The 14,379-nt window shown below is 61.5% G+C and carries 6 protein-coding genes; 1 reads left to right on the forward strand and 5 read right to left on the reverse strand.

From position 1 onward, the window contains the following. Positions 1 to 40: 40 nt before the first annotated feature. Positions 41 to 5,422 (forward strand): S-layer homology domain-containing protein, encoded by a 5,382-nt coding sequence (locus ADH66_RS13560; RefSeq protein ID WP_066539631.1) that lies wholly within the window; start codon positions 41 to 43, stop codon positions 5,420 to 5,422. An 82-nt stretch (positions 5,423 to 5,504) separates the two neighbouring features. Here ADH66_RS13560 and ADH66_RS13565 read toward each other — a convergent pair whose 3' ends face one another. The 5 genes from ADH66_RS13565 to ADH66_RS13585 form a co-directional block, all read right to left on the reverse strand. Next, complete coding sequence (locus ADH66_RS13565; RefSeq protein ID WP_066539626.1) at positions 5,505 to 7,577, reverse strand: elongation factor G; 2,073 nt, start codon at positions 7,575 to 7,577, stop codon at positions 5,505 to 5,507. Between the two features lie 213 nt (positions 7,578 to 7,790). Beyond that, a complete protein-coding gene (locus tag ADH66_RS13570) occupies positions 7,791 to 11,012 on the reverse strand; it encodes a hypothetical protein (RefSeq protein WP_066539625.1) in 3,222 nt (1,073 codons plus the stop codon). Continuing rightward, positions 11,009 to 11,791, reverse strand: a complete 783-nt coding sequence (gene rlmB, locus ADH66_RS13575; protein ID WP_066539621.1) for a 23S rRNA (guanosine(2251)-2'-O)-methyltransferase RlmB — start codon at positions 11,789 to 11,791, stop codon at positions 11,009 to 11,011. The genes ADH66_RS13570 and rlmB overlap by 4 nt, the downstream gene beginning before the upstream one ends. Before the next feature lie 125 nt (positions 11,792 to 11,916). After that, a complete protein-coding gene (locus ADH66_RS13580) occupies positions 11,917 to 12,918 on the reverse strand; it encodes a stage V sporulation protein AD (RefSeq protein ID WP_066539618.1) in 1,002 nt (333 codons plus the stop codon). Between the two features lie 58 nt (positions 12,919 to 12,976). Continuing rightward, a complete protein-coding gene (locus ADH66_RS13585) occupies positions 12,977 to 14,242 on the reverse strand; it encodes a glycosyltransferase family 39 protein (RefSeq protein WP_066539616.1) in 1,266 nt (421 codons plus the stop codon). Positions 14,243 to 14,379 lie beyond the last annotated feature (137 nt).

Below are 14,379 nucleotides of genomic sequence, written 5' to 3' on the forward strand. Positions count from 1 at the left end.
CTGAATAAATTTCTGATGATTTATAGAGAAAGGGAAAAAAATGCTCAAACTTACGAAAAAGCTTATAAAACGCACCGTGGCCATGGTCCTGTGCGCCCTGCTCCTTTTAGGCGCGGTGCCCCTGGACCTTCTGCCGGGGGCCTCGGCTGCCTCCTGGGCCGACCCGTATATGGACCGGCTCAAGCAATACGGCGTTATGGTGGGCGGCCGCCCCAACGACAGGATAACCCGGGCCGAGATGGCCGCGGTCCTGAACCGCGCCTTCGGTTTCCGGCGCACCGGGCCCATACCCTTTACCGATGTGTCAAAAAAGGCCTGGTACTATAACGACATCGTTGTCTCCTATAACGAGGGGATACTCTCGGGCACCAGCCGCACCACGGCCTCGCCCAAGGCCGCCGTCACCCGCGAGCAGGCCCTTGCCCTTCTGGGCCGCTGCCTGCGCTATCAGGAGAACGCGGGAGAGGTCACCGATTTCACCGACGGCAAGAATTTCAGCAACTGGAGCTCCATCTATGTGCGCTCCGCCCTTCTTGCCGGGATAATCAGCAGCACCAGCGGCAATTTCCGCCCAAAGAGCGCCGCCACCCGCGGCGAGATTGCCGTCATGCTCTCCAAGGCCATGGGCGAGCTGGTGAGCTCCTCCGGGGTCACGGAGCTTGGGGGCGTGTTCGGCAACGTTACCGTGAACGCGCCCAACGTCACCCTTAGGAACACCACCATCGCCGGCGACCTGTACCTTACCGGCGGCGTGGGCCTTGGAAACGTGATTTTGGACAACGTCAAGGTGCTGGGCCGCATCATCGTGGCCGGCGGCGGCGAGGGCGAGAGCGGCGAGGCCAGCGTGCTGCTCAACAACGTCACGGCCCGCCAGCTGGTGGTGGACCCCGCCACGGGCCAGTACGTGTCCCTTAGGGCCCTTGGCAACACCGACATTCCCGAGACCCTGGTGCGGTCCAACGCCTACATACAGGACGACGTGCGCAACAACAATATGGGCCTTAGAAAGGTCATCTTCGAGGAACCCCCCGAGGGCAAGTTCACCATCGCCGGGAACATGAAGGACGTGACCAACAAGGCCCCCGGCTCCCACCTGATAGTGGGCGACACGGGCACCGGGTCCGTCACCAAGATCACTGTTGACGAGGAGGCGGTGAACTCCTTTGTGGACCTGGAGATAAACGCCTCTGTGGACGATATCAAGCTGGACACCTCGGCCACCATCACCGGCACCGGCGACATAGGCCATATCGACGTGGGCGCCAACGGCTGCACCTCCGAGATACTCCCAGACACCCTGACCGTGCGCCCCGGCGTGGTCACCGAGATTGCCGGCATGACGGGCATCGACTCTGAGAAGGCCAAGGAGCTCTCTCAGGAGCCCAGGCTTCTGGAGGGCTATCCCAAGGCCAAAAACATCGCCCCCACCAGCGCCGACGCGTACTTCTCCACCAACAAGGCCGGCACCCTCTACTGGGCGCTGACAGACAACGCCAAGGGGCCCCTGACCGACGCCGACGTCGAAACCCTGGTGGAGCAGCCCGCCTACGGCTCCGGCTTTAGGAAAATGGGCACGATAGATATCGACTCCTCCAAAAAGGAGTTCCTGCTGCCAATTACCGAGCTGACCCAGGGCGGGACCTACTACATCTCGGCCACCCTGGTGGACGCCCACGGCCGCAGGAGTCATGTGAAGTCCCAGCGCATCACGACCCCCGACGGCACCGTTCCCGCCATGGCCAGCCGCGACTACCCCTCCATCACCGACGCCACTCCCACCCGCAACGAGGAGAACGCCGGCTGGGACTTCTCCGAGATAGCGAATCTGCAGGCCACGGTCATGGCCAACAAGAGCTGCGACCTGTACTACGTGCTCCTGGCCGCCGGCAGCACCGCCCCCAGCACCGGCGAGCTGCTGTCCGCCGCCTTCCCCAGCCCCTACGGCTATGGGCGGCTGCACCTGATAAAGAACACTCTGGACTCCTTCAAGGTCACGGAGATTGACATGGATCTGGACGGCACGCCCGACGGCCTGGGCCAGGTCAAGGAAAAGACCAGCTATGACCTGTACTACTGGCTGACGGACGCCAACGGCGAGCAGAGCTCACAGGTGCAGAAGGTCACGGTCACCACCAAGGACGTGACCCCGCCCGAGTTCACCATGGGCGAGATGTTCCAGTCCGACACCAAGGCCACCTCCGTGACACTGAGCAATACCGTTGACGAGGACGCGACGGTCTACTGGGTGGCCGTGCCCAGCGGCGACCCCTACCCGAAAGCGGACCCGGAGGTCTATCCCAACACCGACCCCTGGCGCGAGTTCCTGAAGACGGAGGCCGCGAAGATACAGGTGGCCGCCGGGGTGGGCACCTCCCAGTCCCAGGCGGGCAAGGTGAACGCCAAGGCCAACACCCAGTTCAACATCACCATCTCCCGCCTTCAGCCCGAGAGCGCCTATGACGTGTACTACCTGGCCCAGGACAGCGCCAACAACTACTCCCAGGTCATAGGTATGTACACCGCCCATACCCTGGACGAGACGCCGCCCTCGGCGAGCCTGCGCTTTGAGAGCTACCCGGCGGAGAGCCCCGAGACCCCCTACGCCTACTCCACCATCGACGTGGTGTTCAGCGAGGCCATACGCTACCGCCAGCCCGCCAACGCGCCTGTAATATACAGCGAGCTGCGTCTGATAGAGCTGTATAATAAGTACAGAACCGCCACCCCGGCGGATAAGGCCAAGGCCGAGGAGGAGTATGTGGGGGCCCTTAGGGACACAATAATCCTCTGCGACTCCTCGGGCCAGGCTGTCCCGGTGCGCGACTGGGACCAGCAGAGTGACCGCACCGACTGGGTGGTGGACTACCGCAACGTGCAGGTCCTCCAGGACGGCAAAAACATGGTGGTCAGCTTCGTAAACGACCCCAGCGAGCCCTCCAAGTCCGCTTTGAACCTGGAGAGCGGCGCCCAGTATTTCTTCCACCTTCAGAACATTACCGATGATTCCCAGTCCCGCAACCAGATGGGCGAACAGGACATGGACGCGTTCACCACGGTGTCGGCCCGGGTGGGGATCAGTAAGCTGGACGATTTGGATCTGAATGCCTTTAAGATCGGAAGGGATGAAAACGGCAATCCAATAACCAGCGATGAGCCTGTCTATGTGTACAACGACATAAACAACAAGCGGGACGGAACCGACAAGATTTCCGCGGATATCGCCTTCACCGCCGACCCGCGCTCTACCGGCACTGCGGCCAACGGCGTCAAATGGGACATGATCTTCTGGTTTGACCGGGATGTGGAGTTCATGCTGTTTACCCGCATACACGGCGACGAGAACAGCAAGTGGGTGCCTGTGGGCGTAGATGAAAACGGCGATCCGGGCATACTGAAGATAACCGTGCCCGCCACCGCAAAGAACTACGCCGGAGTAAGCGTTATAAAGAATCTGACCAGCAACGGCACCAGCGTGTCCATACCCCAGTACCACGACATCAACGAGCCCTATACCCTGGGTATGCTGGACGGCGGCCTTAACGACGCCACTGAGAACCAGTATGACTTCGCCCTATACTTTACAAAGGTGGGCGACCGCACGGACCGCTCCAGCTTTGACCAGCTGATAAACGGCCAGGTCACCTTCGTCACCGGCGGCGCGGCCTCCCTTCGGGACTTCCGGCCCGCCAACGTGGACTCCTACAATAACCTGCGCCAGGGCAAGACCCTGATAACCGACATCACCTGGCCCAATAAGGACAGCGACCTTCTTGACCCCCGCACACGCCTTTTGACAAAGCAGTTTGAGGACGGCCGCGAGCCGGTGCTGGTGTCCTCTTATCCCCGGTTTTCACCCACCTCCAGCGGCGTTACCGCTTGGTTCGCCCTGAACACCCCGGGCACCATACATTACGTGCTGGCCCCGCAGACCGCCGGCGGCGAGAACTTTGTGGTGACCCCCCAGAAGAACAATGCCAGCGGCCGGGCCGAGAATATCTCCTACGACGAGATTTTGGAGAAAATACCTGAATGCGGTATCAACGGGCCCATCGGGCACCAGTACACCATGGCCTCTAATCTTAGCATTATGGAGCGGATGTTCCCCGACGACTTCACAATTCCCTCAACGGACGCCAATGGGAATGAAATCTCTATTCCCAACCCGGACATGGCCGCTTACAAGTTCGACTCGCCCATCACCACCAACGTCACCAACGTGGACTTCAGCGACGTTTCCAGCGACGACTTGGTCCACGACTCCCTCGAAGCGAACAAGGCGGAAAAGGGATTCAAAATATCCGGCCTGCGGGCTGACACCGAGTACCTGATGTACCTTGTCACCACCACCGGCAACTCCGACATCTACTCGCCGGTAACGGTGTACCGCTTTAAGACACTGCCGATGGTGAAGCCCACTATCACCACCCAGGCCACAGGGGCAAACGCCACTATCAACACGGACCAGAACGGCACCAACCTGGTCTATAAGCTTATCCCCTATGATTCCACCATGAACCAGGCTTTCCGTGAGACCTTCGCTACCGGCGACCATGTAACCTCAGTGTTTGACCTGTCATACAGAGGAAAGCCTTCGTCCAAGTACGTGGGGACTACCCGCATAAATTACGAGGACTCCCGGTTCACCGTTCTTGACGCTATGCTGGAGACGGTCACGGTCGACGGCAAACAGCAGTCACTGTTTGACAGGTGCGCAAGCGAATCCTTAAAGGAATCTATTGCCAACCTCATAGACGGCACAGTTGCCGACGGCGCCTCCTCTCTTGGCAAAGTTGAAAACACAATAGACGACAGTATCAACTTTATGTGCGACGAGGTCTGGACGGACATGGGCGACAGCACCTACTGCCTTATCGCTTACGGTTACTGCGGCACGAAGACCAATATGTCCGACAAGTCCTTTAGTGCCATACAGCCCATCAACAAGCGCAAGGAGCAGATACAGGTGACTATTGGCAACGGCTTGGACTACGACCCGGATACAAAACAAATAAGCGGTACGTTGTCCTTTGCCTTTACCGATGCCCTGCATTTCTTCAACACACAGACCAGGGAGAGGATCCCCCTCTATAATACCCCCATAATTCCCGGCACCCCCACAGGCAACTCCAGCCAGAGCATACAGAACTATCTGGTGGTATCGAAAACGGTGTCCAGTTATGTAGACTTTGTCGGAGCCTCGCCCAACAACGAGGGCCAGGAGCTCCATTCGGTCACTCTTGATTTCAGCAATGTGACCGCCTCCAGCTTTACTGTTACCCTAAACGGCACCTTCTCAGGCAAGACCTCTGAGGAGAGGACCGACACCCTTACCCTTCGGGTGCGCGTCAACACCAGCACCCAGCGGGTGGAGGTCAGCGCCACCACCGGCCAATCCTGGCTGAAAACGCCAATCGTAAACTAAAGCCGTAACCACACCAAAAGTCCCCCCGGAACCCTTCCGGGGGGACTTTCATATGCTCACATTGATTACCCTAAAATTTCTATCAGCCCTCGCCGGCCTCGGCCTTGGCCTGCTCGATGACCTTCTGGGCCACCATGGCCGGGGCCTCCTCGTAGCGCTCGAACTCGAAGGTGAAGCTGCCGCGGCCCTGGGTGCTCTGGCGCATGAAGGTGCTAAAGTCGTGCATCTCGGCCATGGGCACCTCGGCGTCCACGGTCTGGCGGCCCGCGCCGGCGGGCTCCATGCCCAGCACCCGGCCCCTGCGCTTGTTCACCTCGCCCATCACATCGCCCATGTTGCCGTCGGGCACCGTGGCCTTCAGATGGCCGATGGGCTCCAGCAGTACCGGGTTCGCCTTGGGCAGGCCGTCCCTGTAGGCGATAGAGGCGGCGGTCTTAAAGGCCATCTCGCTGGAATCCACCGGGTGATAGGAGCCGTCGTACAGCACGGCGGACAGGCCCACAACGGGGTAACCGGCCAGGGGGCCCTTCACGATGCACTCGCGAAGTCCCTTCTCCACCGCCGGGAAGAAGCCCTTTGGCACCGAGCCGCCCACGACCCGCTCGCTGAACTCCAGGCCGTCGCTGTCGCAGGGGGAGAACTCTATCCACACGTCGCCGAACTGACCGTGGCCGCCGGTCTGCTTCTTGTGCCGGCCCTGGACCTGGACGGTCTTGCGGATGGTCTCTCTATAGGGCACCTTGGGGTCCTTCAAAGTGACCTCAACGCCGAACTTGGTTTTAAGCTTTGTTACGGCCACCTCCAGGTGCTGCTCCCCAAGGCCGCTGATGATAAGCTCGTGGGTCTCGTTGTTGGTGGAGAAGTGCAGGGTGGGGTCCTCCTCGGAGAGCCTGAGCATACCCTGGGCCACCTTGTCCTCCTCGCCCTTCTTCTTGGGCACTATAGCCATGGACAGGGCCGCGCCGGGATAGTTCACGCCGTCCAGTGTCACCTTCCTGGCGGGGGCGCAGAGGGTGTCGCCGGTGTTGGTGGTGCTGAGCTTGGGTAGGGCGCCGATGTCGCCCGCGCCAATATATTTCACGTCCTCCTGCTTCTTGCCGGTGAGCATAACGGTCTTGCCCACCCGCTCGGAGGCGCCGGTGCGCATATTTATAAGCTGGGTCTCGGTGGAGATCTTTCCGGCAATGACCTTGATATAGGACAGCTTGCCGATAAAGGGGTCCGCCACGGTCTTGAAGACGATGGCAGCAGCCGCGCCGTCGCTGCTGACGGTGAGCTCCACCGGGTTGCCGTCGGGATCCATGCCTATCTCCCCGGCGTGGTCCGCCGCAGAGGGCGCCAGCCAGGTAAGGCCGTCCAGGAACTGCTCCATGCCACGCATGAGTATGGCGTCGCCGCAGAACACCGGGGTGATGGTGCCGGACTTAACGCCCTTGCTTACGCCCACGATGACCTCCTCGGGGGTGAACTCCTCTCCGGCAAAATACTTTTCAAACAGCGCGTCGTCGGTCTCGGCCACGGCCTCATATATGGCGGTGCGCAGGCCCTCCAGCCTGTCGCCCATGTCGGGTATGGCCACCTGCACGGGCTTGCCGCCGGAGTAGTCGTAGGCCCGGTACTCCAGAAGGTTCACGTAAATATTGGCCTGGTCCCCCTCGATAAAGGGCACCACAACGGGGCAGACAGAGGGGCCGAACTGGGCCTTCAAATCCTCAAAGACCCGGTAAAAGCGCGCGCTCTCGTCGCACAGGCCGTTGACGAAGAATATCTTTGAAAGCCCCCGCTTCTCCGCGGCGGCCACGGCCTTTTCCGTGCCCACAGAGGGGCCGTCCTTGCCGGAGACCACAATAAGGGCCGTATCCGCCGCGCGCATGGCCTCGCACATACCGCCCTCGAAGTCGAAAAAGCCCGGGGCGTCCAAAAGGTTTATCTTCTTACCCCTCCACTCTAAGGGCGCCACGGCGGCGGCGATAGAGGCCTTGCGGCGTATCTCCTCGGGGTCATAGTCGCAGACGGTGTTGCCGTCGCCCACCTTGCCCCGGCGGTCAGAGGCGCCGGAGAGGTACAGCATAGCCTCGCTCAAGGTGGTCTTGCCTGCGCCGCCGTGGCCGGCTACAGCCAGATTTATTATGTTCTTTTCGGAATATTGGGTCATGGGAATGGCTCCTTTCACGGCCCCTCTGGCAAAACTGCTAATGGCCCGGGGCGTGTATTGTTAAATTTGCACAAGTTTTACCACAAGGCATACTCTAATTATAATCTATTTCTCAGTAAATTACAATAAGTTTTTTCGTTTTTTGATTATTTATTTTTGGGTGAGCGGCACACAAAAAAAGCGCCTTATTATAGGCGCTTTTCTCTCCGCATTTTATCTTCGGAACCTGGGCAGCACCAGCAGCAGCGCCGTCCAGAACATCTGGAACGCAAACAGCAGGAACGACGACACCTGCCGTATCTCTCCGAAGCAGGACATAAACGCCACCAGCACAAAGCCCAGTATCACCGCCGCCGACTGTATGGCCACCAGCATACCCGTGGTGCGCTTCTGCTCCACACAGGCCGCGATAAGGCTCATCATGGATTCCATGCGCCCCTTTGTGGCCGCCAGCGCGTCCGCCCTCGGCGGGTCGGACTCCAAAAGCTGCCGGGCCGTGTCCCCCAGCTGGCCGTCCAGTATACCGATGCTTGCCGGGTCCACCCCGAAGAGCCTTGACACCTGGGCCACCGTCACGTTTGGGTCGGCGGTGCGCACCAGCACGCTTATGCCGCTGTCCTCAAGCCGCTGGAGCTCGTTCTTCTTGCGGCGGTCCGCCGAATAGGTCAGCACCAGCATGGCCGCCACCTCAGAGTCCACCGCCAGGTACAGCACGTCCTTGCCGCCGGAGGAATACTGCACCTCCAGCTCCCTGGGCGGGGCCTCCAGCCGGTGGTTCGTAAGCAAGGCCCGGTTGCCGATATAGACGGTCCGCCCGTCCACCCGGCCCACAAGCCCCGCACCGGACTCATAGCTTATGCGCTCCACCTCGGGCAGCATATCCTCGGTGTCGCTTATTACCTGCTCGAACACGCCCAGAAGGGGCCCTCCGGCCTCCTTGACCAGGGCCGTGGCGCACATGATGGCGTCCTCGGCCACCACCTGGCTGCCGAACTGCTTGATGCCGGAGATCACCACCGTGCCCGTGGGGAAAAGCTCCCCCGCGTCGGCTATCACCGCGTTCACGTCGCCAAAGGCCTCCACGGCTACGTGGCCCACTATCATGCCCCCGGCACGGCGCACGGTCTTGCACAGGTTCGACACGGGCAGGTTAACGGTCAGCATATTCCCCGCCGCCACACAGGCGCAGCAGGCCGCCGCCAGCGCCCCTATAGAGGTGGGCACGTCCTTGGTTATCAGCAGGCAGGCGATGCACAGCACCAGGGAGGATATCAGTCCCAAAGGCGCCAGCAGCTGTGACGAGGTTTCTGAGGGGTCCGGGGAGTAGGACAGCTCCAAAAAGCGCTTTAAGAACCCGGCCCTGCACTGATAGGCTATCAGGGGCTTCTCCGCCACGCAGTCCTTGGCCATCTTTAAAGAGGTGTTATAGTCCTCATAGGTGCGCACGGCGTACTTCTGCTCCCTTGAGGTCACAAAGCGGAAGTTGCTGTGTATGCGCCGCAGCATGGTGAGCTTGCCTGCCGAGTTCATGAACAGCAGCGCCGACACCACCGGGGCGTACAGGTACAGCCCGTCCAGCTGGGAGCGGAAGAACACGGAGGCCACCGTCTGCACCAGGGCGGCCACCGTGGCCACGGCCACGCCGCTGTCGGCGTTGGCCTGGGCGGCGAACAGCCCTTTTAGACCACGGCCCACGGTCTTATAGGATATGCCCGCAGACACCACCAGGAATATCAGGGTAAGTACCACATAGGCCAGGGGCCAGGTGGTGCCCTTGGGGGTGAAGTTGTTCCTGCACACAAGGCTGACCACCGCCAGCAGCAGGGTGCACACCCCGGTTATCATCATGGTAAGGGAGAACTTGCCCATCTGCCCCTTGATCTCGCTGGAGATGGACCTTGCGTCCTCGGGCCCGGTATAGTCCTCTATGGACTCGTTGCTGTCCTCCCGGGGCAGCTCTGGCTCCGGCGGCTCCGGCTCCATGGTCTTTCTGGGTTTTATCCTGCGGCGGGGCGCCTGCCTGCCCTCCAGGGCGTCCCTCTCCCTTTGCAGGCTCTCCGTCTCCGACAGCAGGGCGCTGTGCAGAAGGTCCGCGTTTATGATATGAGTGGCGATGCTCCGTGAGCGGTACTGGTAGACAGTCTCCACATAGGGCACCTGCTGTATGGGCCTGGGCGGGGGCTCCCGCTCAGGAGCGGGCCCGGGCGCGGGCTCCTGCTTCGCCACTGGTATTTCGATGGTCTTTAACTCGGCTGGAGCTGGGGGCTGGGGTTCAGGCTCCGGCTCGGGGGCGTATTCCCGCTCCACGTACTCCGCCGCAGGCTCCGGCTCGGGGGCGTATTCCCGCTCCACGTACTCCGCCACCGGCTCCGGCTCGGGGGCGTATTCCCGTTCCACGTACTCCGCCGCAGGCTCCGGCTCGGGAGCGTATTCCCGCTCCACGTACTCCGCCGCAGGCTTCGGCTCGGGAGCGTATTCCCGTTCCACGTACTCCGCCGCAGGCTCCGGCTCGGGGGCGTACTCCCGCTCCACGTACTCCGCCGCAGGCTCCGGCTCGGGGGCATATTCCCGCTCCACGTACTCCGCCGCAGGCTCCGGCTCGGGAGCATACTCCTGCTCCACGTATTCCTCCGGCGGCTCCGGGGCCTCCCGCAGGATACGCTCTACGGTCTCCTCGCTGACCGGCTGGCCGTCCTGGAGCTTTTGCAGCTCGATGGTGCTGTTGAGGACGTTCAGCTTTATCTCCATGGTCTGGTCGGTGCTGAGCAGGGCCTTCTGCAAATCGGAAAGCTCCTGGCCCTCTGTCTCAAGGCCGTGCTGGCGGGCATAGGGGTCGGCGGCATAGGAGGTAAGGGGCACCGGGGCCACCACGCCGAACTCCTCCTCCACCTGCTGCTGGTCCAGCCCGGCGCTCTGGACGGCCTCGGCCACCCGGCGGCGGCGCTCCTTCTGAAGCCGCTGGAAGTTCTCCTCCACCTGGTCGTCGATGGTCTTGGAGTCGTCGAACAGGACCTTATAGCCCTCCTCTCCCAAAGGCGGCGCGTCGCCGTCCATGCGGTACTCGTCGATGGGCTTCAGCTGTATGCCGTAGTAGATGTCCTCCTCGCTCTCGTCAAAGTCGGGCACCTTTTTCCGGCCGAACAGGCCCCAGCGCTTCTTCTTTTTCTTTTTGCCCCGCTCCGGCTCCGGGGCTTCGGACCCCTGCTCCTCTATCACGTACTCCGGGCCCGGGTCCTCCGGCACGTATTCCGGCCCGGGGTCCTGGGCATACTCCTCCGGCTCATAGCCCTGCTCCTCGGGCGCGTACTCCTCCCCCGGCTCCTCGGGGACGTACTCTATCACCGGGGCCTCCTCTGTGGGCTGGCCCCCGGCCCTGGCCTCGCGCTTTTGGCGCTCCTCCTCGAGAATATCTTCCAATGTGAAATCGTCTTTCATGGCTTACTCCTCTCACCGGCCGTTCTCTGCCGGACGGCTTCATAGCACAGCACCCCCGCCGCCACCGAGGCGTTCAGGGAGTTCACCCGCCCCCTTATAGGCAGCGACAGGGCCCCGTCGCACCTCTCCCGGACAAGGCGGCTGACCCCCCTGCCCTCGGAGCCTATCACAAGGGCCACGGGCCCGGTAAGGTCCGCCCGGTCCCAGGGCCCGCCGTCCATGTCGGCGGCATAGCACCAGATCCCCCTTGCCTTCAGGTCCTCTATCAGGACGGAGAGGTTCTGTACCCTTGCCACCGGCAGGTACTCCACCGCCCCGGCGGAGGCCTTGCTCACCGCATAGGTCAGGCCCACGCTGCGCCGCTTTGGTATGATGACCCCGTGGGCCCCGGCGCACTCCGCCGAGCGTATCACCGCCCCAAGATTGTGGGGGTCCTCAAGGCCGTCGCAGATAATGAGCAGGGGGGGCTCTCCCCTCTCGTCAGCCAGGGCCAGCATATCCTCAAGGCTTGAATACTCCACGGCGGCGGCCAGGGCCACTATGCCCTGGTGGTTGGCCCCATTGCACATATGGGAGAGCTTTCTGGGGTCGCACTCCTTTATGGGCACCCCCAGCTTTTTGGCCTTTGCGAGAATTGCGGACAGCGGGCCCGCCGCCGGGCCCTTGGCCACATACACGCAGTCGACGGCCCGGCCAGAGCGCAAAGCCTCCGCCACAGGGTTGCGCCCGGCAATCACGCCGTCCCCGTAGCTCTCGTCCTTCGGTCCATGGTTTTCCAAAGTATTGCCCCCTTTTTTGGGCATAATATAATATATTATAACACAATGCTTCGGAATCCGCAAGCCGGTATTTTCTTGCAATTATGTAGGGCGGAGCAAGGCCCCGCCCAAAGTAAACCGGCGTTTCAAATCCCCAGATGCACTATATGGCATACCCCCGGTATGGCCTCGCCCTGCTGCTGGCTGGTGGTGGACATCAGCGCCCCGGTGGCGCAGAACAGGATATTTTTAAGCTCACCGCGCTCCATGCGGTTCAGAAGGTGCCCGCAGAGGACACTGGCCGAACAGCCGCAGCCGGAGCCCCCGGCGTGCACATCCTGGCGCTGCCGGTCAAAGAGCATAAGCCCGCAGTCGTTGTGCACGCCCGAAAGCTCCATGCCGTTGTCCCGGAGCATATCCAAAAGCAGGGTGCTGCCCACATACCCCAGGTCCCCGGTGAAGATGCCGTCATAATCCTTGGGGGCCGTGCCGGTGTCCTCTAAAAAGCGGTAAATGCTGTCCGCCGCCGCCGGGGCCATGGCCGCGCCCATGTTGCTGGGGTCCTTCACCCCCAGGTCCACCACCTTGCCCGCAAGGCCGTGCAGGAGCTTCACCCTCCCCCCCTGCCCCACTATGGCGCAGCCCGAGGCCGTGGCCGTCCACTGGGCGGTGGGGGTGCGCTGGGCCCCGTACTCCAGGGGCGTGCGGAACTGCCGCTCTGCCGAGCAGAAGTGGGAGCTGGTAACGGCCGCAGCTCTCCGGGCTGCTCCACAGTCCACCATTATCCCCGCCATCAGCAGGGTCTGGGCCATAGTGGAGCAGGCCCCGTACTGGCCCAAAAAGGGTATCTGATACTCCAAAAGGCCAAAGGTGGAGGAGATACACTGGTTCAGAAGGTCCCCGGCGAATATCATGTCCACCTCCCCGGCCCCAAGGCCCGCGCCCGCCAGGGCCACGGACACCGCCTCTTTTTGCAGCTGGGCCTCGGCCTTCTCCCAGCTGTCCGTCTGTAGCCGGGTATCGTCAAAGGTCTGGTGGAAGTCCGCCGCAAGGGGCCCCTCGGACTCCTTGCGGCCCCCCACAGCCCCATGGCCCAGCACGGTGGGTGGGGCGGTAAATTCCAAGGTCTGCGCTCCGATTCGTTTCATACTTTCCTCCCGGTGGTTTTGGGTTTATTCTGCCCCAAAGCCGCCGGGCTTATACTCCCTACATCACCTGGGCCCCGGTGAGATAGGCGTACAGATACACGCCGGTTAAAGCCGCGCCCCCGAGACATATCCCCTCCCGAAGGCTCTCCCGCCCCTCTAAAAGCCCCCCGGCAAAGAGGAACAGCGGGAAGCAGCAGCTCATATACCGCCCGGCGCTTAAAAGCCAGGACAGGGAGTAGTTGGCCACAAGATAGCAGAAGGCGTAGGCCAAAAGGCTTGGAGGAAAGTTCTTTTTGCGCACCGCAAGAAGCAGCACACCAAAGCTCGCCGCGAAAATCACCAGCTCCGGCAGCCAGATGGCATAGCCGTTGGCATCAGCTTTATTGTCCCAAAAATAGCTCCAAAGGTATTTAAGCACCCCCGATATCCACTTGCCCCCTTGGTGCCAGTGGCCCTGGTGCACCCGAAAGGCAAAGGGGTCGCCGTCCACGCGCCAGTTTAAGAGAAGATACGCGAGGGAGCCCAGAAGGGGCATGAGCAGGGCCGGGAGCTTTTTAAGGAACCCCGGCAGCGCTCTTTTAAGGGACACGCCCAGGGGCCGCTCCAGAGGCCGCAGCGCCGAGAGCAGCTCCACCGCCGCCATAACTGTCACCAGCACCCCGGTCATGCGGGTCAGGGCCGCCAGGGCCCCCCACAGGCCGTAGAGGAGCCAGCGGCGCTCCAGGGCGTAGTAACAGGCCGCCGAGGTGGTCAGAAGGAACAGCCCCTCGGTCATCACCAGCCCGAAGAAAAAGGAGTGGGGATATAAGGACAAGAGCAGGAGCGCGCTTTTTGCGGCGTTTGGGCCCAGAAGCTTCGCTGCAATCTTATACACATAGCAGCAGCCCCCGGCGTAGCTCAAGAGGGAGACCATTAGCCCCGCCATGACCGTGTTGGGGATTATCAGCCGCACCAGCCGCGCCGCCCAGACATACAGGGGATAGAACACCAGGAACAGGTGCCTGCCGTCCTCCTGATACCCTGAGTAGCCCTTTTCTATCAGGTTGATATAGTGCCCCGCGTCCCAGCGGGAAAACTTGCCGGGAAAGCTCTCAAGGCCGCCCTCGCCCCCCGAGAGCATGGAGCAGAGGAACATTATCAAGAGCAGGAACAGCCGCAGGGCAAGGGCCGCGCAGAACACCTTTATAACCCGGGGGCGCGCCGGGACGCAGCCCCCGGGGGCTTCACAGCACCCCGGCGCGAGCCCGAAGCCCCAAAGGCACCGCAGTGCCACCGCCAAAAACAGCAGCGCCACGGGGACAGTCAGCAGGATATCTGTCAGCATATACCGCCCACCCTTCGAAGGATATATAATGTAATATTATATAATAATATCTTCTGCCTGTCAAACCATAATAAATAATGGCTTGCAAATCCCGGAGGTATGTGTTATAATGTTCTTTGTAAAGCCAAGAAGTTGGG

The organism is Acutalibacter muris, from assembly GCF_002201475.1.
Taxonomy (GTDB): Bacteria; Bacillota; Clostridia; order Oscillospirales; family Acutalibacteraceae; genus Acutalibacter; species Acutalibacter muris.